Source organism: Acinetobacter sp. ANC 5600 (assembly GCF_002018395.1).
In the GTDB taxonomy this organism is placed as follows: domain Bacteria; phylum Pseudomonadota; class Gammaproteobacteria; order Pseudomonadales; family Moraxellaceae; genus Acinetobacter; species Acinetobacter amyesii.
This window is the reverse complement of the sequence record NZ_MVKW01000002.1, coordinates 440,400-465,284: the sequence shown is the minus strand read 5'-3', so window position 1 is coordinate 465,284 and position 24,885 is coordinate 440,400. Positions and strand designations below refer to the sequence as shown.

General features: G+C 41.8%; 24 protein-coding genes. 5 read left to right on the top strand and 19 right to left on the bottom strand.

The genetic code is table 11. From position 1 onward, the window contains the following. Positions 1–23 precede the first annotated feature (23 nt). Both B1201_RS06010 and thyA read right to left on the bottom strand, forming a co-directional pair. On the bottom strand, positions 24–536 hold the full coding sequence (locus B1201_RS06010; RefSeq protein WP_078192720.1) for a dihydrofolate reductase: 513 nt from the start codon (positions 534–536) through the stop codon (positions 24–26). A 100-nt stretch (positions 537–636) separates the two neighbouring features. After that, positions 637–1,479: a thymidylate synthase gene (gene thyA, locus B1201_RS06005; protein ID WP_078189681.1), complete on the bottom strand. Its 843-nt coding sequence runs from the start codon at positions 1,477–1,479 to the stop codon at positions 637–639. A 559-nt stretch (positions 1,480–2,038) separates the two neighbouring features. On the opposite strand from thyA, the gene B1201_RS06000 reads away from it, so the two are divergent. Beyond that, entirely contained in the window at positions 2,039–2,551 is a 513-nt protein-coding gene (locus tag B1201_RS06000) for a peptidoglycan amidohydrolase family protein (RefSeq protein ID WP_078189680.1), read from the top strand. Positions 2,552–2,572: 21 nt separating this feature from the next. On the opposite strand, the gene B1201_RS05995 is transcribed toward B1201_RS06000, so the two are convergent. The 3 genes from B1201_RS05995 to lgt all read right to left on the bottom strand — a co-directional run bounded on the left by B1201_RS05995 (position 2,573) and on the right by lgt (position 4,303). Then, on the bottom strand, positions 2,573–2,941 hold the full coding sequence (locus tag B1201_RS05995; protein ID WP_078192719.1) for a hypothetical protein: 369 nt from the start codon (positions 2,939–2,941) through the stop codon (positions 2,573–2,575). Further along, positions 2,942–3,334 (bottom strand): hypothetical protein, encoded by a 393-nt coding sequence (locus B1201_RS05990; RefSeq protein ID WP_078192718.1) that lies wholly within the window; start codon positions 3,332–3,334, stop codon positions 2,942–2,944. It lies immediately after the preceding gene. 156 nt (positions 3,335–3,490) lie between these two features. Beyond that, on the bottom strand, positions 3,491–4,303 hold the full coding sequence (lgt, locus tag B1201_RS05985) for a prolipoprotein diacylglyceryl transferase (RefSeq protein WP_078189677.1): 813 nt from the start codon (positions 4,301–4,303) through the stop codon (positions 3,491–3,493). A 93-nt stretch (positions 4,304–4,396) separates the two neighbouring features. On the opposite strand from lgt, the gene B1201_RS05980 reads away from it, so the two are divergent. Next, positions 4,397–5,176, top strand: a complete 780-nt coding sequence (locus tag B1201_RS05980) for an NRDE family protein (protein ID WP_078192717.1) — start codon at positions 4,397–4,399, stop codon at positions 5,174–5,176. Positions 5,177–5,216: 40 nt separating this feature from the next. Here B1201_RS05980 and B1201_RS05975 read toward each other — a convergent pair whose 3' ends face one another. The 4 genes from B1201_RS05975 to tatA form a co-directional block, all read right to left on the bottom strand. After that, positions 5,217–7,433 (bottom strand): PhoX family protein, encoded by a 2,217-nt coding sequence (locus B1201_RS05975; protein WP_078192872.1) that lies wholly within the window; start codon positions 7,431–7,433, stop codon positions 5,217–5,219. A gap of 220 nt (positions 7,434–7,653) precedes the next feature. After that, positions 7,654–8,424 carry a twin-arginine translocase subunit TatC gene (gene tatC, locus B1201_RS05970; protein ID WP_078192716.1) on the bottom strand — a complete coding sequence of 257 codons (771 nt, stop codon included), beginning with the start codon at positions 8,422–8,424 and terminating at the stop codon, positions 7,654–7,656. Beyond that, positions 8,421–8,897, bottom strand: coding sequence for a Sec-independent protein translocase protein TatB (gene tatB / locus B1201_RS05965; protein WP_078192715.1), 477 nt, complete (start codon positions 8,895–8,897; stop codon positions 8,421–8,423). Before tatB ends, tatC begins: the two co-directional genes overlap by 4 nt. Before the next feature lie 12 nt (positions 8,898–8,909). Next, positions 8,910–9,131: a Sec-independent protein translocase subunit TatA gene (gene tatA / locus B1201_RS05960; RefSeq protein WP_078189673.1), complete on the bottom strand. Its 222-nt coding sequence runs from the start codon at positions 9,129–9,131 to the stop codon at positions 8,910–8,912. A 141-nt stretch (positions 9,132–9,272) separates the two neighbouring features. On the opposite strand from tatA, the gene B1201_RS05955 reads away from it, so the two are divergent. Next, complete coding sequence (locus tag B1201_RS05955; RefSeq protein WP_143221672.1) at positions 9,273–10,154, top strand: permease; 882 nt, start codon at positions 9,273–9,275, stop codon at positions 10,152–10,154. Between the two features lie 36 nt (positions 10,155–10,190). On the opposite strand, the gene B1201_RS05950 is transcribed toward B1201_RS05955, so the two are convergent. The 10 genes from B1201_RS05950 to B1201_RS05905 all read right to left on the bottom strand — a co-directional run bounded on the left by B1201_RS05950 (position 10,191) and on the right by B1201_RS05905 (position 22,454). Continuing rightward, positions 10,191–10,484, bottom strand: coding sequence for a hypothetical protein (locus B1201_RS05950; protein ID WP_078192714.1), 294 nt, complete (start codon positions 10,482–10,484; stop codon positions 10,191–10,193). 65 nt (positions 10,485–10,549) lie between these two features. Beyond that, positions 10,550–11,173, bottom strand: coding sequence for an RdgB/HAM1 family non-canonical purine NTP pyrophosphatase (gene rdgB / locus B1201_RS05945; protein ID WP_078192870.1), 624 nt, complete (start codon positions 11,171–11,173; stop codon positions 10,550–10,552). A 103-nt stretch (positions 11,174–11,276) separates the two neighbouring features. Continuing rightward, complete coding sequence (locus B1201_RS05940) at positions 11,277–11,867, bottom strand: tetratricopeptide repeat protein (protein ID WP_078189669.1); 591 nt, start codon at positions 11,865–11,867, stop codon at positions 11,277–11,279. Beyond that, positions 11,864–12,457: a methionine biosynthesis protein MetW gene (gene metW, locus B1201_RS05935; protein WP_067763682.1), complete on the bottom strand. Its 594-nt coding sequence runs from the start codon at positions 12,455–12,457 to the stop codon at positions 11,864–11,866. The genes B1201_RS05940 and metW overlap by 4 nt, the downstream gene beginning before the upstream one ends. Next, the gene (gene metX / locus B1201_RS05930) at positions 12,457–13,617 is read right to left on the bottom strand and encodes a homoserine O-succinyltransferase MetX (RefSeq protein WP_078192713.1); all 1,161 of its coding nucleotides are present in this window, start codon (positions 13,615–13,617) and stop codon (positions 12,457–12,459) included. Before metX ends, metW begins: the two co-directional genes overlap by 1 nt. Positions 13,618–13,721: 104 nt before the next feature. Next, positions 13,722–15,419, bottom strand: a complete 1,698-nt coding sequence (leuA, locus tag B1201_RS05925) for a 2-isopropylmalate synthase (RefSeq protein WP_078192712.1) — start codon at positions 15,417–15,419, stop codon at positions 13,722–13,724. 263 nt (positions 15,420–15,682) lie between these two features. Next, on the bottom strand, positions 15,683–16,789 hold the full coding sequence (locus B1201_RS05920) for an alpha-hydroxy acid oxidase (RefSeq protein ID WP_078192869.1): 1,107 nt from the start codon (positions 16,787–16,789) through the stop codon (positions 15,683–15,685). A 33-nt stretch (positions 16,790–16,822) separates the two neighbouring features. Further along, positions 16,823–17,506: a Fe2+-dependent dioxygenase gene (locus B1201_RS05915; RefSeq protein WP_078192711.1), complete on the bottom strand. Its 684-nt coding sequence runs from the start codon at positions 17,504–17,506 to the stop codon at positions 16,823–16,825. Positions 17,507–17,617: 111 nt separating this feature from the next. Beyond that, positions 17,618–19,942 (bottom strand): TonB-dependent receptor, encoded by a 2,325-nt coding sequence (locus B1201_RS05910; RefSeq protein WP_078192710.1) that lies wholly within the window; start codon positions 19,940–19,942, stop codon positions 17,618–17,620. A 301-nt stretch (positions 19,943–20,243) separates the two neighbouring features. Then, the gene (locus B1201_RS05905) at positions 20,244–22,454 is read right to left on the bottom strand and encodes a TonB-dependent receptor domain-containing protein (protein WP_078192709.1); all 2,211 of its coding nucleotides are present in this window, start codon (positions 22,452–22,454) and stop codon (positions 20,244–20,246) included. Between the two features lie 273 nt (positions 22,455–22,727). Between B1201_RS05905 and tig the strand changes: the two genes are divergently transcribed. Continuing rightward, positions 22,728–24,059, top strand: a complete 1,332-nt coding sequence (tig, locus tag B1201_RS05900) for a trigger factor (RefSeq protein ID WP_078192708.1) — start codon at positions 22,728–22,730, stop codon at positions 24,057–24,059. Positions 24,060–24,253: 194 nt separating this feature from the next. Further along, positions 24,254–24,859: an ATP-dependent Clp endopeptidase proteolytic subunit ClpP gene (clpP, locus tag B1201_RS05895; protein ID WP_078192707.1), complete on the top strand. Its 606-nt coding sequence runs from the start codon at positions 24,254–24,256 to the stop codon at positions 24,857–24,859. The last annotated feature ends 26 nt before the right edge of the window (positions 24,860–24,885 follow it).

Sequence of the window (24,885 nt, the reverse complement as noted above, 5' to 3'; positions counted from 1 at the left end):
TTCTTTTAGCTTAAGATTTTTCTTTATTTTCGGTAAGTTGCGAACTCAAAAGCAATCCCAGTTTTGTCGTCGATATGTTGTTCTGACGCCACTTTTTGAAAGTCCGCAGGAATTTCAGGATAATGCGCATCACCTTGAACATCGAGTTCAACATGCGTGAGTTCTAAACGGTCTGCGATGCCGATGGTTTGCTTAAAAATTTCACCACCACCAATAATAAACAAACTTGTTGTTTTTTCTGAACTCGCGACATCAGCAACAGCTTGCGTTAACGCCTCATCGATACTATATGCGACTTTGGTGCCTTCAAATGACCAAGTGTTATCTCGTGTAATTACCCAATTGACACGCTTCGGAAGGGTACGTCCCATAGACTCTAAGGTTTTGCGTCCCATGACCACTACACCGCCTTGAGTGATGGCTTTAAAGTGCTGTAAATCGGCAGATATATGCCACGGCAAATCATTCCCTTTACCAATGCAGCGCTGCTGATCCATAGCGACAACGTGCACGATTTCTAAATTTTGAAATGCCATAGTTTGAACTCAAATAGCCGAAATATTTGCCGTCTATTAGAATGCAAAATCCCGCTTGAGGTAAAGCGGGATTTTGCTTTTCACTTGGAATTTCTAAAAATTAAACCGCAACAGGGGCTTTAATCGCAGGATGTGATTCATAACCTACGATTTCAATATCTTCAAATTTAAAATCGAAAAGATCGGTAATTTCAGGATTGAGTTTTAATTGGCACAGACCCATTGGTTCACGTGTCAGTTGCAACTGCGCTTGTTCGAAATGGTTGGCATATAAATGTGTATCCCCACCGGTCCAAACGAAGTCACCTACACCTAGACCACAAACTTGCGCAATCATGTGTGTTAACAGGGCATAGCTGGCAATGTTAAACGGCACACCCAGGAAAACGTCAGCACTACGTTGATATAATTGGCAAGATAATTTTCCGTTTTGAACAAAAAATTGAAACAAGGTATGGCATGGTGGCAATGCAACATTACCTGCCTCATTTGGGTTCCAACCAGAGACGATTAGACGACGTGAGTTAGGATTGGTTTTGATTTCATTGACCAACCATTTAATTTGGTCAAAACCATCTTGTTCATATAGGCCATCGGCTTTTTTGGTTGCACCGAAATTACGCCATTGATGACCGTAAACAGGACCTAATTCGCCGGCAGGACGACCGAAGCGTGCAGTTTGTTCTGCTGTAGACCATTCATCCCAAATCGAGACTTTATTGTCTTGCAAATATTGAACATTGGTATCGCCTTTAAGGAACCACAACAGTTCAATCACGATAGAGCGGAAATGAACTTTCTTGGTGGTGAGTAAAGGGAAACCTTGAGAAAGATCGAAGCGCATTTGATGACCAAATACAGAACGTGTTCCCGTACCCGTACGGTCGCCCTTGTCGCCGCCGTTGTCGAGAATGTGTTGTAAAAGGTCTAAATACTGGCGCATGTCTCTCTCATAATTTGCTAAATTTCTTGTGGCACATATTAGCTTGTTTTGCGTGTGGAAGGAACTGCGATGGGCGCTTGAATATGGTCAGGTTTAAAAAATCAAAAACATACGGTGTTTATTGGGTGATGAGAAAATTTTGCATATAACAAGCGCTGAGTTGTCTGGGCTGAAGACGCCTATTAATAACAATTACATCAAGCGTTAACGAGACAATATGTCTGTTAAATCAAACATGTGCTTAGAAAACGAAGCTCTATTTTTTACATATTGAGAGATGCTTCTTTCGCAGTGTTGAAAAAAATACAGATAAGTTTGATTAAAAAATAAACGTGATTTTTCTCATTATGAAGAGGTGATATTGAACAGCTATTTTTGATTAAGAGTTTGATATCAAAAATAAATCTATTTGAATTAAAAATAGACGGTCGTATTTAAATGTGAAGATTTGTTTAAGAAATCTTACATTTTTTACATGAAAAAACATGATTTACGCGGTACTATCACCCTCGTTAAAATTTTTGAATGCCTAAATATAGGCGGGAGTGTGGGTTAAAGAATGGCTTATGATCACAATGTAAACTTGAGTGAAGTGCATGCTCCAGTTCAGGCAAATATCATAATTCGTTCTCAGGCGAGTAAAAATACGGGCAAGTCCAATACCACTCAAAAAGCAGCGACTAAAAATGTGGTATCCCGAAATGGTCAGCGTATCGATATCGATCGTTTGACTGGATTTTTACAAGGCATTACCCGCCAAAGCAGTACTCAGAAATGTGCCCGCAGTGTTCGTCTAGCACTTGAGTCCGCAGGGGCACGTTTTAACGGTCACCCCGTTGCCGCAGCAGACTGGGGCAGCACATTACAAAAAATTGGTTATCAAAAAATTAATTTAGCGTTTGATCGACCAAAGAAAGGCGATATTTATATTATCGACCGCAATCAAAGTAGCCGTTATGGTCATATCGCAGCATATTCAGGTAAGGATTGGGTGTCTGATTATCGTCAAGCGGGTTATGCGGTCTATCGAACTCCAAATGTGAAATATAGCTATTATCGCTTAGCAGATTGATAATCCTTCAGTGAAAAAAGGTTAGTCTTCAAACCTTTTTGCACGCTGACTGTAGATCGAGACGATAAATAATCCAATTGCAGCAAAGCCCACACATTGCAGCGCTAAAATCCAGCGTTGCTCATTGGGTAGAAAATAAATTAAGCACACTAAACATAAAATTGGCAAACCAGCCAAACCGCATTTTAATGACTGAGACAGTGTTTTTAGTTTGTCTTGTCTGAGCTTATAAAGCAGATCAATCATCAAACCAATGGCTAAACTTATGCCCGCAAAGCGGGGATCTAGTTGTTTTTGTTCAGCGCATAGAAAAATAAGCACGCAGGTACTAATACAAATGATGAGCTTGATTTGTCGGTTACAGCGCTCAGAGTACCAAAACGTCAGCATTTAAATTTTACCTTGGGGTGAAGTTTTCTCGTTTTTATTCAGTAGAGAAATCGGGGAGAGTAGGCAGATCGCCAAAGCCATAAAGCCAATGCCTTGAGCACCCGGAATCAAAATTTCACCCTTATTCATGTTGATAAAAACCAATGCTAACAGCAGTGCAATCGGTATCCAGGTCAATAAACGATAGAGCAAACCTGTTGGATTTTTTGCTGCAAAATGAATCTTGCAATAACGACAAATCAGGAAAATGACGCCTGTACCCATGAACATTAGAATGGCTTGAAGTGTTAGGGGTTCCATCCAATACAGAACACCGGTCAGTACGGCCATCGCAATAAAAAACAAGATTTTTTTAAGTACAGAAACGCTGGGGTTAAACCAAAATTCAAGCATGGATCGATAGTTTAAAAATAAGCTGAATAAACTTTAGCACAGATCAGTTGTCTAATTCAGTCACTTCATGTGGAGTAAATGCGTATGAAGGAATAAATTTCAGCGCATAAAAAAGCGAGGCTTGGACCTCGCTTGCTTAAAGATATTTAGAAAATATTAATGATTCTTTTGTGGACCCCAGTCATAGATTTTTTTCTGGTAGGCATACCACATCATCCATAGGCCAATCAGAATCATCGGAACCGTCAGGAATTGACCTTTACTCATCCATCCAATGAACAGTTGACCATTGTCCGGCTCACGGAAGAATTCAACGGTGAAGCGTGCGATACCATATCCGATGAGGAACAAGGCTGAAACGGCATAACGTGGACGAGGTTTTGAACTAAACCACCACAGCACGATAAACAGAATTAAACCTTCACAGAGGGCTTGATAGAGCTGCGACGGATGGCGCACCAACTGAAGTGGATCGGTCGGGAAGATCATGCCGAAAGCAAAATTTGGGTCAGTCACTGCACGACCATATAGCTCGCCACCAATAAAGTTCCCAATACGACCAAACATTAAGCCTGTTGGAACGCAGGGTGCGATAAAGTCGAGGGTCTGGAACCAAGTCATTTTATATTTCTTGCACCACAGTAACATGGCAATCATGACCCCAAGGAAACCGCCATGGAAGCTCATACCGCCTGTCCAAACTTGGAATAGCCACAATGGGTTGGCAAGGAACTGATCGAAACCATAAAAGAAGACATAGCCAAAGCGTCCACCAATCACGACACCCAATGCACCGTAGAAAATCAGGTCTGAGACCATTTCTGCGTTCCAGCCGTCACGTTGTTTTGCACGGTAGGTTGCCAAGCCCCATGCAAATAAAAAGGCCAATAAATACATCAGACCATACCAGTGAACTTGTAGTGGCCCCAGTGATATCGCCACAGGGTCGATATTTGGATATGTCAGCATTGCTGTTCCTTGTCATTATGTTTTGCACAGATTTTAGCTGAATGTGCTGAAAAATGTTGTACATTCAATGTGTAAAGATATTGAGAGTTGAATATGTGCATTGTGGCTTTTGCTTGGCAGGTCTTGGATGACATGCCACTCTGCCTGATTTCGAATCGTGATGAGTTTTATCATCGACCGACGGCAGGCCTAAAGCAATGGGTAGATAGTCCGATTATTGCAGGGCAGGACTTACAGTCTGGTGGAACATGGATGGGGATAACCGCTCAAGGGCGTTGGGCGATTGTGACCAATTTTCGTGATGGTCGTGATCAGACCACATATCCCACTTCACGTGGCGCTTTGATTCAGCAATTTTTAGAATCTGAGCAAACGCCCATTCGGTTTGCGCAAGCACTGGAACAAATCCAATGTAATTATGCTGGCTTTAATTTATTCGTTGGCGATGCCACTCAAGCCGTTTATATGAGTAATCGCGGTGAAGCGCCACAAGTCTTAGCCAAAGGGGTGTATGTCACATCCAATGGTTTAATGACTGAACATTGGGAAAAGACCCGACATTTACGCAAACGTTTCACGCAAGAATTTTTACCGATGCTACAAAGCCAGCAACCACAGGCGGACATAGATGCCGCTGCGTGGGATATTTTGGAAGATGAACGTAAAATCATTCCAGCGCTGCTACCCAATACTGGGATTCAGACAGAGATGGAACATTTGCTGTCTTCAACCTTTATTCAAAGTCCGGTGTATGGCACCCGCTGTTCAAATTTATTGTGTATGCGGGATTCACAGTGGCATTGGCAAGAAAAACAGCAGCAGGGTGAGCAACAAGGACAGATCACCCAGATAGAAGTGCATTTAAAGCCATAAAAAAAGCCGACGATTCGTCGGCTTTTTTTTAAAAGGTGTTTTATGCGGTTTTTTGTGTTGGCTGAGCTTGTTCTACCGCTTCGCCAGCAATCACACCACCATCTTTACGGGTGATGACAACGGTTGCAGAACGTGGACGTGAGGTGGCTGCTGCATTGGTTTGTGATGCAGGCCAGTGGCTGGTCGGTTCAGAATAGGATGCTGAATCTTCACCGGGATGTTGCACATTGATAAAAATCGCTTTGTAGTCAGGTGTCATTGTTACACCTGTGATTTCACACTCTTTTGGTCCGGTCAGGAAGCGACGTAAGTTTTCATCATTCAGTTTTGCCCCCACAATGGTTTCTTGACCCGATGATGTCGTGGCTTTTGTGCCATCACCGACTTGACCCGGAAGCGCAGCAAGCATCATACAGTTGGTGGTATCGGTATAAGCACCGTCATCGGTTTGAATCCATAACACACCACGTGGGTCGAACCACATCCCATCAGGTGATGACAAGTCATTGTTGTCATTTAGACCAGATAAGTTAATGTTGCTCGCCATTTTTGCTTCAGCACCAAACAGGTAAATATCCCAAGTAAAGCTGAGTGCTGTGGTTGTATCACCATCTTCACGGAAACGGATAATATGACCGTTGACGTTGCCTTTACCACCTTCAGGGTCGGTGTAGTTACGTGGGTTGGCTGCATCAAGTGCATGCGTCGTACCACGGTTCGAGTTATTGGTGAGGGTCACATAGACTTCACCATTGTCTGGATGTACAGCGACCCATTCAGGACGGTCCATTTTGGTAGCACCGACAGCATCTGCGGCAAGACGTGCGAAGGTCAGAACATCTGCTTGTGAGCTAAACGGATACACGCTGTTGCTTTGGTTTAAACCATTGACGTTATAGCTCAATTCAATCCATTGACCTTTGCCATCATTCTTAAATTTGGCAACGTATAACTTACCGTTGTTCATGTATTTGTCGCCCGCGGCATAGCCACCGTTGACATCTTTTTTATTCCATTTTTGGTCGGATACAAATTTATAGATGTATTCACCGCGTGAATCATCGCCCATGTAAAACGCGAGGTTGTCATCTTCACGTAAGCGACTTGCACGACAGTCTTCATGTGCAAAGCGACCCAGTGCAGTACGTTTTACTGGGTTTTCACGGCGGTCAAATGGATCGATTTCGACAATCCAACCAAAGGTGTTTGGACCATTACGGTAATCTTCCGCTGCCTGAGTACCGGTAACATTCGCTGACCAACGGTCATATAAATCTTGAGACTCATTACTTCCAATCGCTGTTTCCCAACCATAGCGCGAGTTCGCACCCGCTTTTAGGCCATAACGGTTGAGTGCCACAATTTCAGCAGGACTACGTTTGGCATCATCTTCTTTTGCACGAGCGAAGTAACCAATGAAGTTTTCTTCTGTTGTCAGGTAAGTGCCCCAAGGGGTATAGCCATTACCGCAGTTGTTGTGTGTACCACGGGTTTGCTGGCCATTGGTTGAAAATTTCGTGCAAACTAAGCTTGAGCCTGCAACAGGGCCTTTAAAGTCCATTACGGTCGATGCTGTGATACGACGGTTAAATGGAGAGTTTTGTACCAGTTTAACGGCTTGAGTCTTGCTGTCTTTTTCAATTTGAATCACAGAAACACCGTGTGCATTGACTTCACGGATGACTTCATCTTCAGGGCGACGACCTTCCACTTTGGTTGGGCCTTGCGGGTGCAAGAAGGTCGGGTTGATGTATTCATGATTCATTACCAACAAACCTTGGTCAGACTGCTTGGCATCATAACGTCCAGAGGTGGTATTTAAACCAAAGAAGCTCATACCGTCATGGCAGTCACCAGAGCGGAATTGGAAGCTTGGGCCAGAAGGAACATTGTTATCATCCCATGCTGGGTATGCAGGGTTAATCGAGTCACCCATCGCATATAGCACATGCGCTTGATAGCCTTCAGGAACAGTCACAATATCGTCTAAATTTTTTTTCACCGGTGTGAAATTGAACTTGGTCGGTTTTTGATTTGGATCGGTTACAGGTGGTTTGGTATTGCTATTTGAATCTGAGTCATTGTCATCATTACACCCCGTTAATGAAGATGCCAATGCAAGTGCGACTGCACCACTCGCAGTCTTGGTAATCAAGCTACGACGGCTGATGCGTTGTTCTAAAATGTCACGAAAATGAAGGTTATCCGAAGTGTTGTTATCAAGTTCTTGATCTTCGTTATATGGCATGTTTGTCATGAATTTAAATCCTGGCAAAGGTGTGCTGGGTAAAAGTTGATCACATAAAACTATCGATAAAATATGACAATGCTTTGAAGCTAATGTTGCAAACTGATGAAATAGGCGTTTAGATTTCGCTGCATGTAAATTGCAAAACATTAAATGGGTGCATAAAAAAAGAGGCTATCTCAGCCTCTTAGGTGTAAAACTCACCAAAATTGTCGAAAAATAAGTTTGTTTAAGGTGCAGATGCACGTCGTTTTTCAATCAGCTTGCCAAAGAACAAACCCAGCTCAAACAGCATCCACATAGGAATGGCTAACATGATCATCGAAAGCGCATCGGGTGGCGTGGCAAACATGGCGACAAAAAAACAGCCGACGATAATAAAACGACGCTTCTCCACCAAGGTTTGAGTAGACACCACCCCGATCAAAATCAAAATTAACGTGATGATAGGAATTTCAAAGGTCAGTCCAAACACCAAAAATAGCTTTAAGCAGAAACTTAAATAACTATTGATGTCAGTCATAGGGGCGACTGTTTCAGGGGAAACACTCATAAAAAAATGTAGGATGGAGGGCAGGGCAACCCAATAGGCAAAGGCAATACCGGCATAGAAGAGGACGATACTGCCGAATAATAAGGGCATCGCCAAATGCCGCTCTTTTTCATACAGTGCAGGTTTGATGAAGGCCCAAAGTTGATAAATCACGAAGGGCATCGCGAGCATGAGCGCGACAAAGAAATTAAGCTTAAACGGCGCCATAAAGGTGGCGGTCACATCCGTTGCAATCATGGATGAGTTCATCGGCAACTGCGCACGCAGTGGCTCTGACATCAATTGATAGCTTTGATTGGCAAAGGGTAGTAAACAAAAGAACAGAATCAAAATAAGTCCTGTAATTTTGATCAAATGCCGACGCAAAATCACCAAATGTTTGGTGATCGGCATTTCTTCCAAATCAGGCACAGTGTTCTGTGAATTATTCAGTGAAAGATCTGTCATACGGCCACCTGATATTCTGCTAATGCGTCGGTCGAACTTAATACAGGAGCTTGATCTGTTTTAATTTCGTGCTTTTTTTTCATTTGGGGGGTAACCACGGCAAAGATCGTGCTCTGACCACGTTCGATGTACTGATAACGTGGGGATAAATTTTTATTGTCTGGTAGGACTGCTTCTTGTTGTTTTTGCGCAGTCTGTTCTATGGGGTGTTGCGTTTGTTGCAATTCATTCATCTGAGCCTGCATACGCGCTTCGAGCTGTTGAATACGTTGCATTTCTTTTTGCATTTCTTCACGAAGTTCGGACATGCGAAGTTCACGATCAATGTCTGTTTGCACGTTACTGATCAGTCGTTTAACTTTCCCGTACCATTTACCTGCAAAGCGGATACCTTCAGGCAGTTTTTCCGGGCCGAGTACGATCAGCGCAATAATGCTGAACACCAGTAATTCGCTAATACCAATATTAAGCATTATGACAACTCCTTAGCTTTGAACTGAGGAATTGGTTTTATTTTGAGCTTCATGCTCTAGCGTGCGAGGCTCATTAAGCTGTGTATTTGCTGCGTCTTCATCACGCATCGATTTTTTGAAATCTTTGACCGCGCCGCCGACATCTTTGCCCAAGTTTTTTAGTTTTGATGTACCAAAGAGTAAAATCACCACAATTGCAAAAATCAGTACATGCCAAATCGATAGTCCAGCCATCTTGTTATCCTCTTGTTGGTCTGCACAACATTTCAGCAGTTGTAGATGACAGTGAAGTGACCAAGATGTTGCAGTTTAAAGACAGCCGCGAAGCTTATGTTCAGTGTTACTATGCATGGATTGAGCAGTGAGGGTGGTGTAGTGGCGTTTCTTCTTCCGATATTGGGTTTTTTAAGTGGCCTCGGATTGGCATCATTATCAGGAACATCATCGCTCAAATCGATTTTCTCTAGCTTACTTGCACGCTGTTTTATTCCAGCCGTGATCATCTACAACATGGTGTTCTATCAAGCAGGCAGTTTAGCGCTCATGCTCTTTAGCTTTAGTGTTGCCGTGCTGATGTTTTATTTATTTCGCTGGCTGTTAAAAGATAGTTTACGTGCCTTGTGTGTCAGTTATTTGAACTTGGCTTGGCTGGGTTTTCCTTTTGCATTAGCACTGTTTGGCCCTGAAATTAGTGCAGCGATGGTGGCTCTGTATGTCGGTGGCTCTATCTTTGGCAATATGTGGGCCGTGACAGCCGTCAGTTCAGCCCAACTCCCATGGTCGAGCGTGATTCAAAAAGTGGCGATGTCACCGCCTGTATTTGCCTTGATGATTGCAGGTGTCTGTCGAATAGTTGGACTGCAGCATTTAGAAGAACATCAGATCTTAGATTGGCTGTATCAGGCTGCAAAAATTGGAATGAGTTTCACAGGGATGTGTGTCTTAGGCATGTGGCTGCGCCAGACTAAGGTACAGTGGCGTGATCTGATGAACAGTAGTCGTATTTATGCGATGAAACTCACCGTTGGCGCGGTGATCTGTAGTTTGAGTTATGCCTTTCTTCCGATTCCCCAGATCGAGAAATATATTGGGGTGATGTTTATGCTGTTCTGCTTACCCCCTGCCGCCAATATTGTGGCTTTAGAAACGCATTATCAAGGAACAGGCACTTCGGCACGTTATATTGCTTCAGGCACGATTATGAGCTGCATCGTCGTCAGTATATATGGGTTAATTTTGCATCTTTTTTCGCTTTAAAATGAAAAGTGAATTATAGATGCCGGCAAAGGGTGACTACTTGAGCTGTTTGCGAATCTGCCAATCACGCACGAGGGCATATATCATCGCGATACCTATCAGGCCTGGAAATCCAACCTGACCTTGCGACAGATTAAGCATGATCGACAGCACGATCACCACTGCAAAAATAACGTAAGTGGTACGAAAGCCTGAGGTGAGCGGGTAGGTTAGTTGCGCATGGCAATGAGGGCAGCTTATTTTTTGAAAACCAAGAAATGAGCGTGTTGGGATTTCAGTTGAAGTGTGATGGCAAGCGTTGCATATGATCTGTATCGGTTGAAGTGCCATAATTATTCTATTTTTATTCAGGGATTGGAGTTAATCTTTGGCATTAAGATTAACTCCAATTCAAATTATTTCAAACTTGCTTTAAATAATTTCATCGCCTGACCACGATGGCTGATTTTATTTTTTTCTTCTTTTGATAATTCAGCACTAGAAACGTTTAGTTCAGGCAGCCAAAACAGTGGGTCATAGCCAAAGCCATTTTCACCGCGTGCTGCTTCCATCACTTCACCGCGCCAAATCCCTTGGAAAATTTGTGGGAGTGGGTCTTCTGCATGTTGGACCAAAGCCAAGACACATACAAACATCCCTTCGATGGCTTCACCCTCTTTACGGAGTGGTTTGAGGTCAGCAAGCAACTTGGCATTGTTAGCGGCATCATTGCCATGTTCACCTGCATAGCGCGCAGAGTAAATCCCCGGTGCGCCACCAAGCACAGGTACGCAAATGCCAGAATCATCTGCAATGGCTGGCTTGCCTGAAATTTTCGACGCATGACGCGCTTTGATAATGGCATTTTCAACAAAGCTTAGACCGTCTTCGATGGCATCTTCAATGTTCAACTGACCTTGTGGAATCACTTCAACAGGAAGATTAAGCTCGGCAAACATTTTTTCAAATTCTGCAATTTTGCCTTTGTTATTACTTGCAAGCACCAAAGTGCCTTGAGATAACCAATCAGTTGAAGCCATGTGAATATTCACCATAAAACAAGATTTGAGGCTATTTTAACAAGATGCTGTGGTTGACAGGCAATAAAAAAGCACCCGAAGGTGCTTTTTAAGATTCAAAAACTTATTGTGCTTGAATCCATTTGTCTGCACGGTCACGTGCTTGACGAATTTGGTCTTGGCTTAAGTTGGCTGCCAATGCCGTTTTCTTACCTTCAGACAAGCTAATCACTTTGTTGTCGAGCATGCCATCACGGGTAGAAAGCTCATACCATTGGTATGCACCCATGTAGTTTTTCTTTTGCTCTTCCATCATGGCTAAGTTAAAGCTTGCGCGGTTATCACCACGGCTGGCTGCTTTTTCGAAATATTGACGAGCAAGCGCTTCATCTTTTTTAGTCCCAATGCCATCAGCGAGCATACGACCTACATTAAGCTGTGCTGCAGATAAACCTTGATCAGCAGCAGCCTTATACCATGCAAAAGCTTGACGTTCATCTTTGGCAACGTCTTTACCTTGTTGATATTTAGTGCCTAAGTAAAACTGAGCACCGGGCTGACCTGCTTTAGCAGCTTTACTTAAGCTGTGAATATCCATAATTGAATATTGAGCAGCTTGGCTAGAAACTGAAGATGATGGAGCAACATAATCCGCATGGGCTTGTATGCTAAAAAGTCCAATCAGTAGCGTCGTGCTTAATAATAATTTTTTCATAGAGCGCTCACTCGATAAATTGCGACTTCACCAAATAGATTTGGGAGACGTTTACTGAGTAAACTGTCTTGTTGATCCCCATTCACGGCAAGTCGGTTAATAATCCGGATGTTATTTTCAGCACACAGCGCTTCAAAATCACGGAAAGTACATAAATGAATATTGGGCGTGTTATACCACATATAGGGTAACGCGTCTGAAACGGGCATCATTCCTTTTAATGCAAGGAAAGAACGAGTCTTCCAATGTGCAAAGTTTGGAAAGGTAATAATAGCCTGTTTCCCCACACGCACCATGTCTCTTAAGAGAACGTCTGGCGCATCTACAGCTTGCAAGGCTTGTGCCATAACCACATAGTCAAAAGACTGGTCGGCAAAGCGACTTAAACCTAAGTTCAAGTCCTGTTGGATGATATTTAACCCGCGACTGACTGCAATTGCAATCTTTTCTTGATCAATTTCTAAGCCATATGCACGAATATTGTGCTTTTTGCTCATATGTGCAAGCAGTTCACCGTCACCACACCCTAAATCGAGTACGCTTGAATCTGGTTTAATCCAACGTTCAGCCAGTTGATGATCAATACGCATTAGTTGGTCTCCTTCGGTGTTTCTTGCAGGTGTTTTACACCGCCTAGGAATGCACGTAAGCTTTTCACATATAACGGAATCGGGAACAAGAAAGAGTCATGGCCTTGTTCAGCATCAATATCCACATAGCTCACAGGCTTATGATTGCTAATTAATGCATCTACAATTTCTTGCGAACGAGCAGGGGCAAAACGCCAGTCCGTTGTAAACGAAACAACTAAAAATTGACACTTGGTTTTAGACATCGCGGTTTTTAATGATTGCTCATATTCACGTGATGGATCGAAATAATCTAAAGCCTTGGTCATGATCAAATAGGTATTGGCATCAAAGTTACGGCTAAATTGCTCACCTTGATAACGCAAATAACTTTCGACTTGGAATTCGACGTCAAAGCCATACATAAATTTACCTGACTTTAAGTCACGGCCAAATTTTTGTTTCATGGCTTCTTCAGAGAGGTAAGTGATATGACCCACCATACGGGCCAAGATCAAACCTCGCTTAGGATAACTATCATTTTCTAAATAGCGACCATCATGGAAATCAGGGTCAGACAAAATCGACTGACGCGCCACTTCGTTAAAGGCAATGTTTTGCGCAGACAGTTTTGGTGTACTGGCAATAATCACGCACTTTTGTAAACGATCTGGATAGTCCACAGACCATTGTAGAGCTTGCATACCGCCTAAAGAGCCGCCAATCACCGCATACCACTGCTGAATTTCTAAACGATCAGACAACATGGCTTGGGTTTTGACCCAGTCACGGACAGTCACTAATGGGAAATCAGGACCATAAGGGCGATTGTCATTTTCAGGATTTGGAGAGGTCGGTCCAGTAGAACCGCTACAGCCGCCAATATTATTTAATGCTACGACAAAGAATTTTGACGTATCAATGGCTTTGCCTGGTCCAATACATGCGTCCCACCAACCCGGTTTACGGTCATCTTCATGATGATAACCTGCTGCATGGTGATGGCCTGACAGAGCATGACAAATCAAAATTGCATTAGATTTGTCTGCATTCAGTTCGCCATAAGTTTCAACCATGAGCTCAAAACGTGGGAGTATGCGATCGCATTCGAGCTCTAACGGCTCTTCAAAAATAAACTTTTGTGGGGTAACTAAGCCCACTGAGTCAGCTGGAAAAGACACAGGAATAATTCGCCTTAAATCTTTAGTATGAATAATAAAAGGATACCACTTGAGGGTATCCTTCTAAAGTCATTTTATTGCTATTTGATATTTATAGCATTGAATTAGACTGCAGCAGCAATCACTTGTTCAGTACTTAAAACACCTTGTTCAATTAAACGGTTAGTGCTGGCAATAATCGCTTCGATGGATGCAGTCACGATGTTGTCATGTACACCTGCGCCGAATGCAGACTTACCTGTACCTTTCACTTGAAGTTCAATTAAAGCTAATGCTTTGGCATGCGCACCAGAACTGATACTACGTTCTTCATAGTTCAAGACATCAATCGGCAACTGCAATGCATTTAAGATAGCAGAAATTGGGCCGTTGCCTTCACCACGTAATTGCTGGATCTCACCGTTCACTTCGATATCGAGTTCAATGACTTGCTTGCCATTTTCATCATGTAAGCGGTAGTTTTTCGCCGCATAATGTGTATCTTTGGCCGCCACATACGTGTCTTTAAACAATGACCAGATCGCTTGTGCAGAAATCTCAGTACCGTCTTCATCTGTTTTTTGCTGTACGATTTGCGAGAATTCAATTTGAATACGGCGAGGCAACACCACGTTGTAATTTGATTCTAACAAGTACGCAATACCGCCTTTACCAGACTGTGAGTTGACACGAATCACGGCATCATAGTCGCGGCCCAAGTCTTTCGGGTCGATTGGCAAATAAGGCATATCCCACATTTCTTCGTTCTTTTGGAACTCGAAACCTTTTTTAATGGCATCTTGGTGTGAGCCAGAGAACGCGGTGAAGACCAAATCACCAGCATACGGATGACGAGGGTGTACCGGCAAGCCTGTGCATTCTTCAATGATTGAAATGATTTCGTTAATGTTTGAGAAATCTAAGTTTGGCGCAACACCTTGGGTATACATGTTCAATGCAATCGCTGCAACGTCCACGTTACCTGTACGTTCACCGTTACCAAACACACAACCTTCGACGCGGTCAGCACCAGCCATAATGGCCAACTCAGAAGCGGCAATACCACAGCCACGGTCGTTATGACAGTGCACAGAAATAATCACACCGTCACGGCGTTGAATGTTACGGTGCATCCATTCCACTTGGTCTGCATAGACGTTCGGACCTGAAACTTCAACCGTTGCAGGCAAGTTTAAAATCACTTTGTTCTCTGGAGATGCTTCCCAAATTTCAGTGACCGCATCACAGACATCTTTAGCAACTTCTAATTCTGTTGCAGTAAAACACTCTGGACTGTATTGGAATACAAATTCAGTTTCAGGCTGTTTTGCAGCGTATTCTTTGACTTTCGTTGCGGCATTAATCGCTAATTGTTTTGCACCAGCAACATCAACATTCAACACTTTATTGCGGAATGTTGGCGAGTTTGAGTTGTAGATATGCACGATGGCACGTTTTGCACCTTGTAATGATTCAAATGTACGTTGAATCAAATGATCACGTGCTTGAACCAAAACTTCGATGTACACATCATCGGGAATATGGCCGCCTTCGATCAACAAACGGGTGAAATCAAAGTCGATTTGTGATGCAGAAGGGAAGCCGATTTCAATGTGTTTGAAACCAATTTTCACAAGCATTTGGAACATTTTGAACTTTTGTTCAATGTTCATTGGCTCGAAGATCGCTTGGTTACCGTCACGAAGGTCGGTACTCATCCAGATCGGCGCTTTATTGATTTCGTTATTTGGCCATTGACGGTCTGGTAAGTCTACACGTTGGTACATGCGACGGTATTTTTTGCTTGGATCTGCCAACATCATGTGAAAACTCCTTATAGCACCGTGGATAAATGTCGTGGATAAACGGCAAGGTACTACTTATATAGATTGTGTCTATTCTAGCAATTTACAAGTTTAATTTCGGAGTCTTTAGTCGAAAGTCGAAATAAATCCGTAAAGATTCACATGACTTAGCTTTACCGTAAGCTCGTAAATGTATAACTAAATATTAGTCCATATATTCCGGAAATAATTTCCTATTTTTGCGTCAAGATGCCATTACTGGAAAATATTTTTCTATAAAATTAGCTTTTTTGAAAAATATAATCTTTATTAATCTCATCGACGGTGGCTGTTCCCATCAATGCCATCGTAATCTCAAATTCTTCTTTCAGTATTTTGAGTACATGGGCAACACCTAAAGCGCCCGCTGTAGCTAAACCATAAATGCAGGGACGGCCGACTAATACGGCAGATGCACCCAAGGCTATCGCTTTAAACACATCTGAACCACGACGAATACCACCATCATATAAAACTGGAAAATCCTTAGGCACAACTTTTTTAATCAGTTCTAAGGCGGTGAGAGGGGAAATGCAACCGTCCAGTACGCGCCCACCATGATTCGACACAATAATGCCTTGTACACCGTGTTGCAGGGCAAGTTCAGCATCATGTGGACTGACAATGCCCTTTAAAATAATCGGTAATGAGGTGTTTTGACTGAGCCAAAGGATATCGGCCCATGTCGGTGCGATTTTCATCAGACCGTTAAATACGGGATGGTCGCCATCATTGAGCTCAGGCAATGGGATATGTGCAGGGGTATGCGGATGTTGCATGCCTTCAGGCAAATGGAAAAACACTCGACGTTCACGGTCACGAATCCCTGTATGCGGGGAATCAATGGTTACTACAATCGCTGTGTAAGCATGTTCTTCTGCCATCTTGACCAGTGATAATGACTTTTCGCGCTCACCTTGCCAATACAATTGGAACCATTTGTACGGATTGTCCTGCTTTAACTCACGCATATCTGTATTGGTAAACGTACTGAGGATCATATTGCTGCCAAGGACTTCGGCAGCGAGGGCTGTTGCAGCTTCGGCGTCAGGATGAAATTGTTGTTGATGACCTATCGGGGCTACAAAAATAGGATGTGGGAAACGTTGCCCTAAGATTTCGATTTGAGTATGACCTTGGGTCAGATCTTTCAGCATACGTGGTAGCAGTTGTATCTGTTCAAACTGAGATAAATTGTCACGGACACTGTGTTCATCCATCGAGCCGCCTTGCAAGTACTGCCACACCATGTTGGAAAGGTGTTTTTCAGCCTCGACTTCATAATCTGCAATGGTTTGCAAATGAGCTGGAATCTGAGTCAGTGGCGCTAAAATGTTGTGATCAGTCATTGGTAGTTTGTCCATGTCTATTGACCTTAAGCTTTAAATTTCGGCCCATTTGCGGATAAGGTTGTGATACAGACTAGTCAACTTGACGACTTCACTATGTGCATCACCCAATTGCATACGCAAATTTTGAATGCTTTGATCGAGATTAAATAACATGTGACGCTCAGCATCTTCACGGATCATACTTTGCAACCAAAAAAATGACGCAATACGACAGCCTGCAGTCACGGGAGTAACTTCATGCACACTGGTAGATGGATACAAAATCAAATCTCCGGCAGGCAATTTCACTTCGTGGTAGCCATAGGTGTCTTCTACCACAAGTTCACCACCCTCATATTCTTCGGGTTCACTTAGAAAAATCGTGCAGGACAAATCGGTACGAATTTTTTGATTGCTGTCAGGCATCCAGCGAATGGCATTATCGACATGGAAACCAAACGTTTCACCATTTTCATAGCGGTTAAAATAGGGCGGCAAAATATTGAGGGGGAGAGCCGCTGATGTAAAAAGCGCGTGTTGTGATAATTCATGCAGAATAATGTCACCTAAATGCTGTGTTAATGGATGGTCTATATCTAGCTGTTGGTTGTTTTTTACATTTTTAGACAGTGAGCCCGTAGTTTTTTGACCATTAATCCATTCTACTTTTTGCATTTCTGTGCGGAAGTAGTTGACCTGTTCTTTACTCAATACATTTGGGATATGGTGAATCACGGCCTAACCCTTTGGAACTGTAATATTAATGTTTTGATCATATACAAAAATAGCCTCGAAGCGAGGCTATTTGAGTCAATACCATAAATTATTTATGGTATTTATTTCTTCTTAGTATTTAAAGTTAACAGATAGAACTGCACTGCGGCCTTCTGCTTCAGTTGCATAGTGTGAGGCATACGCTTTAGTGAAGTAGCGTTTGTCAGAAAGGTTGTTTACATTCAACTGTAAATCCACATTTTTGTTAACGGTATAACGCGCCATAGCATCGTAGCGTACGTAGCTTGGAACCCATTTTGTATTGGTAGCATTACCAAATACTTTATCCATGTAGGTAGCGCCACCACCAATTGTGAACTGTGGAAGGACTTGGTAAGTTGTCCAAAGTGTTGCTGAGTTTTTCGCAACGTTTTGAACTTGGTTACCATTGCTTGGATTTACAACATAGTCGTCACCGACTTTCGTGAAACCACCGTCAACTAATTCGCTGTCTAAGTAGGTATAACCTGCCATTACAGCCCACTTATCAGTTACATTACCAGTAACACCAAGTTCGATACCATCAACACGTGTTTCACCAATGTTGCTTGTAGTACCCTCTGTTGTTGTTGCACGTGTATTGGTTTTTTCTGTACGGAAAATTGCAGCAGTTAAGTTTAAACGGTCGTTTAATACATCCCATTTCGTTCCTAACTCGTAAGTTTTAACCTCTTCGGGTTTAAGATTTTCGATTGCTGCAGTAATACCTTCTGAGCCATCACCACCATCAACACCGACTGGATTTGAGGATGTCGCATAGCTTGCATAGATACTGCTATTTTCAGTTGGTTTAAATGTTAAACCTGCTTGCCAGTTAATAAAGTCTTTTTCATTTTTGATTGATACTTTATCGCCAGCTTGAGCTTTAGCAGGATTTGAGGTCACATTGCTGTTGAGCGCACCATAAGTCATCGTTTGCTCTGTTGAGTAATCATCCCAACGTACACCCAAATCTAAGATCCATTGTGGGTGTAATTCAATGCTATCAAGGAAATATACTGAAGTATTTTTAGTTTCGATATTATAAAGATCTGCGCCAGCAGTACTTAAAGAGCCTGTCCAATTACCACGGTCAGGGTTTTGCACTGATGTACACCAACCATTTGCGATCGAATCTGCCGGACAAGATTGATGTGCAGAGCCTGTCGAGTTTTTGCCGTCAATAATATACTGGGTACGATCTGTTTCTTGAGCTGAATATTCTGCGCCCAAATTAAAACGATGTTTTAAAAAGCCTGTGTCAAATTTACCAGTTAAAGCCAGTTGATCAGTAAAGCCATCTGTATCCGCAACTCGTGAGTTTGCACGTGCCCATACATTGCCTGTTACTTGGCCTGTTGCTTTATCAAAAAAGTTACCTTTTGAGTCGTCTGGGTTTGTCCATAGATAGTCATTTTTTGATTTGCTATAAACAGCAGTATTAGTCAATGTCAAGTTGTCAGTTAAGTCATGTTCTAACTTAATTGTACCAATATGATTTTCTTGTTTTTGGAAATCACGATCTTTCCAACCGTAGTAAATGCCTTGTTTGACATCAATCGGTTTACCGTTACCGTTTAATGGGCGGTAGTCCATTTCACCAGTTTTAGGTGCGCCAAATGGATTGTTATATGGCACACCAGAATTAGGTGTATCATCCGATTTTAGATAGTAATAGCCAACAGTTGCACGAGTAGGTGTGTCTAAGCCGAAAGTAATACTAGGGGCAATACCAGCACGTTTGTATTCAGCACCATCAGCTTGACCAGCTTTCTCATTCATGTGGCCCATAACGGCAACACGTGCAGCAATCCCATTGCCAAAATCTTTGTTGCCATCAAGCGTCACACGTGCATAAGCATCTGTTCCACCAGCAACTGAACCTTCTAAAAAGTCACCTTTTTTCGCAACTTTCGAAATCATGTTGATACTGCCGCCAGAAGTACCTGCACCACCCATAGCAGAAGCTGAACCTTTGGTAACTTCTACTTGCTCTACAGCAAACATCTCACGGTTTTGAGAAGTTGAGTTACGTACACCGTCAACATACATTGAGCTTTCAGAGTTATAACCACGAATAAATGGACGGTCACCATTTGGGTTACCACCTTCACCAGCACCGAGGGTAATACCAGGTACTGTACGTAAAGCATCACTTAAAGTTGTGACTTGCGTGTCTTCAATCAGTTGTTTAGAAATCACTGATACTGATTTTGGTGTATCAAGAAGTGGAGCAACAAATTTAGCATTCGCAGATTTATCAACTTTTAAGCTTGGTGCTTTTTCAGCAGCAACTTCTTGGTTAATCGTTGGAAGTTGAGTAACTTGCTCTTGTGCGATTGCATTAACGGCAATAACAGAAAGAGAAGAAGCAATTGCTGAAGAAACAATTTTCTTACGTGTTTTAATGAAGGCCATTTCGAACCCGATTTGGAATAGTGAATTTGTATGCGAATAATAATGATTCTTATTTTTTCTTACATCTTTATGTAATTGTAAATCACGATAAATAATCATATTGTGATAGTAGTATTTAATGTAATGATATAACAAGTATTAATTAAGACTATGTTTTATTTAAATATTGATAAAATGTATTGTTTTTTTATGTTTAATTGAGATTATAAATATAGACATGATTGTGAATTAAATAAGAAGTAATCGTAAATTATTTATGCAAAAAAAACCTGCCGAAACAGGTTTTTTATTATGTGGTTATTTAGAATTTAAAGGTTGTACTTAATTGTACACGGCGGCCTTCCTGAGTATTGCTATAACGGTTGTAGTAGCTATTGGCTACTTTCTCATAATCGTTAAAGTCTTTATCAAAGACATTGTACAGAGCAACCCCAATATCCCAATTTGGGGTGACATTAAAGTTTGAACCCACATGTAATAGCGCATATTCTTTGTAGTCGCCTAAAGCGTCATACACTTGTTGATTAGCTGTTGTGATATTGTCATAAGTTGATGTGAAGCGTGCACGTTCACTTCGATACTCACCACGCGCCCATAAATTCACAAAGTCAGCAGCTTGCCATTTAAGTGAAGCATTGACCATATGTTCTGGTGTGTCATTAAGTACAGGATTACCTAAACTACTATCTTTAATTTCAGTTTCAGTCCAAGTGTAGTTCAGACCAAATTTCCAATTGTCGGCAAATGCCCAGTTTAAACCGGCTTCAATACCATAAACTTCAGCTTCTTCGGCATTCACAGGACGAGTCACATTCCATGAATCTGGTGTGCCGCGGTTATAATCCATCACCCACGGCGTTCCCACTGATGCCATGAATGCTTCACAGTCCGCTTTAGACCAATTAATACCCGAAGTTGTTGTGTTATCAGTATTACAGCTAATTTCTTTATTGCCCGTCATAATTTTATCTTCAATTTGGCTAAAGAAAGCTGTTACGTTGAAGTCAAAATTATTATTGGTTGAGAAATATGTACCAAACTCAAAGTTTTTGCTGGTTTCTGGTTTTAGATTTGGGTTACCAAAAGTAGGTGTACGACCTTGACCGCTGACATTGACAACGCCATCGGTTAGTCTTTCTAAACGTGGGGCTTTATAACCCTCACTATATCCACCTTTGAATGTCCAGTTTTCATTTGCATTCCATACCAAATATGCACGTGGTGTCCAAAAGTCACCAAACGTATCGTGGTCGTCATAACGAAGACCAAGTGTTAATGCAAGATTGTCGTTCAGCGACCAAGTATCTTCGGCGAATAGACCCAATTGCTCAAAAGAAACTTCTTTTTTTACACGCAAACCATCACTGATACTGGCTTCCCACCATTGACCGCCTAGAGTAATACGGTGGTCTTCAAAATGTTGAGTGGTAAATTTAGTATCAAAAATCGTATCTTCACTTTCTAACACACGAGGAGTGATGGCTGTTGACATTCCTTGTGCACGTGCAGGAATTAAACGTCCAACCGTTTCTGTTTGAGTATTGATAATACTTGACTCAAGTTTGCCAATAGCATTATTCCAAGTATGTGCGAGGATCATTTTCTCACGGTTATATTCTTGAGCATCACCATAACCACCGTTTGCGCCAAGCGTTCCTAATTGACCTTTGCTATTGTCATACCATTGTTCAGTTTTTTCATATTCAACTGAAATATCATGGTCGCTGTGCGGTGTCAGGGTTAAGCGAGCACCGATAGTTTCTAGATCTGATTTAGTTGGGCTATTTCCGCCACTAAGTTCAGCACCAGTATCATCGTCATCACTACGTATTAAATCTGATTGATCACGTTCCGCTTTACGTGCACGGATTTGTAAGCCCAATAAATCTTGAATGATTGGCCCTGTTAAAAATGCATCGACAGCGCGTTGGTTACCAAAGTCTGAGTGATTTGGCAGTACTGTCCCTTCTAACGTGACCGAACCAGTCCATTCAGGTGAAACTTTTTTGGTAATGATATTGACTACACCACCAATTGCATCAGAACCATATAAAGTAGAAGCTGGTCCGCGGATGACTTCGATGCGTTGGATAGCCGAAACAGGGGGGATAAAACTATTATTCGACTCACCAAATCCATTAGGGGCAATGTCACCTGTACTATTTTGTCGGCGGCCATCAATTAAAACCAAGGTATATTCGGCGTCCATACCACGAATACGAATATTTAATCCGCCGGTTTTCCCTGCTGTAGGGCTAATATCGACACCTTCTACATCACTTAATGCATCTGCAACGGATGTAATTCGTTTATTTTTTAAGTCTTCAGCCGTAATCACGGTAATTGAAGCAGGAGCATTCTTGATCTTTTGTTCAAAGCCCGCTGCAGAAACAACAATGGTTTCCATCTGTTGAGCTTGAGATTCAGTCGTTTCAGCATGTGCGAAACTCGTAGTAGTTACAATTGCCCCAAATAAAGCAGCGGAAAGAGGGTTGAGATTAAATTTACTCATAAAAGAATACCAAATATGGACAAGATAAATATATGAAAATAAATTAAAAAAAATATCATTAAGAATAATAGTGAGAAAGTTTCTCATTTTCAATGGTGAATTAAAAAATAATCAATATTTCTTCGAAAAAAGCTGAAAAATTCTAAAAATAAGAAGGGCATCCATGCCTGAATTTATAGTGTTATAATCCATTTTTGTATATCTTTAATTGTTGTCATATAATGTGGCACTTTTTTTTAAAACTGTTTTAACTAACAAATTATCGAGGAAGCCATGCAAGTAACTTCTGAAGCGGTTTCGGGCGTTGCCCGTCGTTTAAATGTATCTGTACCGACGAGCCGTATTAACGAGCAGTTTGAAGCTCGCTTGAAACGCACTGCCAAAACTGTGAAGATCAACGGCTTCCGTCCAGGTAAAGTACCTGTAAACGTTGTTCGTCGTGAATACGGTGCTGGTATCTATCAAGAAGTTGTAAACGATATCATTCGTGACACAGTATTCGAAGCGATCCAACAAGAAAAAATCAATGCTGTTGGTATGCCAAACATTGAAAAAACTGAAATGAAAGATGATGCTTTAGTTTATGAAGCAACTGTAGAAGTTTATCCAGAAGTTGAAGTTAAGTTCGAAGGTCTAGAAGTTGAACGTAAAACAACTTCAGTTGACGACAAAGACGTTGAGAAGATGATTGAAAATCTTCAAAAACAACGCGCTTCATGGGTTGAAACTAAAGGCATGGCTAAAAAAGACATGCAAGTAACTTTCGACTTTGAAGGTACTGTTGATGGCGAGAAGTTTGAAGGCGGCGCTGCTGAAGACTTTAAACTCGTTCTTGGTTCTGGTCGTATGATCCCTGGCTTCGAAGACGGTATCGTTGGTATGAAGAAAGGCGAAGAGAAAGTTATCGATGTAACTTTCCCTGAAGACTACCAAGCTGAAAACCTTGCTGGTAAAGCTGCTCAATTCAAAATCACTGTTAAGCTTGTTGAAAAACAAAAGCTTCCAGAAGTTGATGCTGAATTCTTAAAAATTTTCGGTTTAACTGAAGAAGAAGGCGTTGAAAAACTGAAAGCTGACGTTCGTAAAAACATGGAACGTGAAGTGAAAAATGGTCTTCGTAACCAAGTGAAAGGTGCAACTTTTGATGCGCTTGTAGCTGCAAACGAAGTAGAACTTCCAGAAGCAATGGTTGCTCAAGAAATTGACCGTCAACGTCAACAAATGATCCAACAATTCACTCAACAGTTTGGTGCTCAAGGCGCTAAAGCGTTTGATTCAAGCATGCTTCCAGATGACCTATTCAAAGAGCAAGCTGAAAAATCAGTTAAACTTGGCGTATTAGTCAGCAAAGTATTAGCTGATGCTAAAATTGAAGTTGATGCTGCACGTGTTGATGCTTACATCGAAGACATGGCTTCTTCTTACGAAGATCCTAAAGAAGTAATTGAATACTTCAACAACGATAAACAGCAACGTGCTCAAATCGAAGCTGTTATTCTAGAAGACCAAGTTGTAGATCACATCTTAGCTTCTGCTAAAGTAACTGATACAACTGTGAGCTATGAAGACTTATTGAAAGAGCAACAAGCTCGTCAACAAGGCTAATTTCTAGCTTTCAAAAAAAGGCGCATTAAGCGCCTTTTTTTATCGAAATTTGCCCCCAAATAAGTTGTCCTGATTTCACAATGCTTATGAAAAAAATATCTGTTATTTAATTGGGAATCTTTTGCAATTTCGACAAATATCCCTCATATTGTGAATTATGGGTTGAGTCAGAAAAATTTAGGAATAAATAACGTATGTATGTTCCAACAATTGAAAACGCACTAGTGCCAATGGTGGTAGAACAGTCATCTCGTGGCGAGCGTTCTTTTGATATTTATTCACGCCTTTTGCGTGAACGTGTGATTTTTTTAACCGGTGAAGTTGAAGACAACATGGCAAATTTGATTGTTGCCCAAATGTTGTTCTTAGAAGCAGAAAACCCAGATAAAGATATTCATTTATATATCAACTCACCAGGCGGTTCGGTTACTGCAGGTATGGCGATTTACGATACCATGCAATTTATTAAACCTGATGTTGTGACTTACTGCATGGGGCAAGCAGCATCGATGGGTGCATTCCTGCTTAATGCCGGTGCTAAAGGCAAACGTTACTGTCTTGAAAATGCCCGTGTCATGATTCACCAACCACTCGGTGGTTTCCGTGGTCAGGCATCTGACATTGAAATTCATGCACGTGAAATTCTATTCATCAAAGAACGTTTAAATCGTTTAATGGCAGAGCATAGTGGTCAAGACTACGAAACTGTTGCTCGAGATACTGACCGTGACAACTTTATGACAGCGCAAGCTGCGAAAGAATACGGTCTTGTGGACGAAGTTTTATCTAAACGCCCATAAGTTTTAAAGAATTAATTATTGGAGTG

Bases quoted from the DNA above. Each gene is read 5' to 3' on its own strand.
- B1201_RS06010 (WP_078192720.1), bottom strand. From the start codon at position 536: ATGGCATTTCAAAATTTAGAAATCGTGCACGTTGTCGCTATGGATCAG.
- thyA (WP_078189681.1), bottom strand. From the start codon at position 1,479: ATGCGCCAGTATTTAGACCTTTTACAACACATTCTCGACAACGGCGGC.
- B1201_RS06000 (WP_078189680.1), top strand. From the start codon at position 2,039: ATGGCTTATGATCACAATGTAAACTTGAGTGAAGTGCATGCTCCAGTT.
- B1201_RS05995 (WP_078192719.1), bottom strand. From the start codon at position 2,941: ATGCTGACGTTTTGGTACTCTGAGCGCTGTAACCGACAAATCAAGCTC.
- B1201_RS05990 (WP_078192718.1), bottom strand. From the start codon at position 3,334: ATGCTTGAATTTTGGTTTAACCCCAGCGTTTCTGTACTTAAAAAAATC.
- lgt (WP_078189677.1), bottom strand. From the start codon at position 4,303: ATGCTGACATATCCAAATATCGACCCTGTGGCGATATCACTGGGGCCA.
- B1201_RS05980 (WP_078192717.1), top strand. From the start codon at position 4,397: ATGTGCATTGTGGCTTTTGCTTGGCAGGTCTTGGATGACATGCCACTC.
- B1201_RS05975 (WP_078192872.1), bottom strand. From the start codon at position 7,433: ATGACAAACATGCCATATAACGAAGATCAAGAACTTGATAACAACACT.
- tatC (WP_078192716.1), bottom strand. From the start codon at position 8,424: ATGACAGATCTTTCACTGAATAATTCACAGAACACTGTGCCTGATTTG.
- tatB (WP_078192715.1), bottom strand. From the start codon at position 8,897: ATGCTTAATATTGGTATTAGCGAATTACTGGTGTTCAGCATTATTGCG.
- tatA (WP_078189673.1), bottom strand. From the start codon at position 9,131: ATGGCTGGACTATCGATTTGGCATGTACTGATTTTTGCAATTGTGGTG.
- B1201_RS05950 (WP_078192714.1), bottom strand. From the start codon at position 10,484: ATGGCACTTCAACCGATACAGATCATATGCAACGCTTGCCATCACACT.
- rdgB (WP_078192870.1), bottom strand. From the start codon at position 11,173: ATGGCTTCAACTGATTGGTTATCTCAAGGCACTTTGGTGCTTGCAAGT.
- B1201_RS05940 (WP_078189669.1), bottom strand. From the start codon at position 11,867: ATGAAAAAATTATTATTAAGCACGACGCTACTGATTGGACTTTTTAGC.
- metW (WP_067763682.1), bottom strand. From the start codon at position 12,457: ATGCGTATTGATCATCAACTGGCTGAACGTTGGATTAAACCAGATTCA.
- leuA (WP_078192712.1), bottom strand. From the start codon at position 15,419: ATGATGTTGGCAGATCCAAGCAAAAAATACCGTCGCATGTACCAACGT.
- B1201_RS05920 (WP_078192869.1), bottom strand. From the start codon at position 16,789: ATGACTGATCACAACATTTTAGCGCCACTGACTCAGATTCCAGCTCAT.
- B1201_RS05910 (WP_078192710.1), bottom strand. From the start codon at position 19,942: ATGGCCTTCATTAAAACACGTAAGAAAATTGTTTCTTCAGCAATTGCT.
- B1201_RS05905 (WP_078192709.1), bottom strand. From the start codon at position 22,454: ATGAGTAAATTTAATCTCAACCCTCTTTCCGCTGCTTTATTTGGGGCA.
- tig (WP_078192708.1), top strand. From the start codon at position 22,728: ATGCAAGTAACTTCTGAAGCGGTTTCGGGCGTTGCCCGTCGTTTAAAT.
- clpP (WP_078192707.1), top strand. From the start codon at position 24,254: ATGTATGTTCCAACAATTGAAAACGCACTAGTGCCAATGGTGGTAGAA.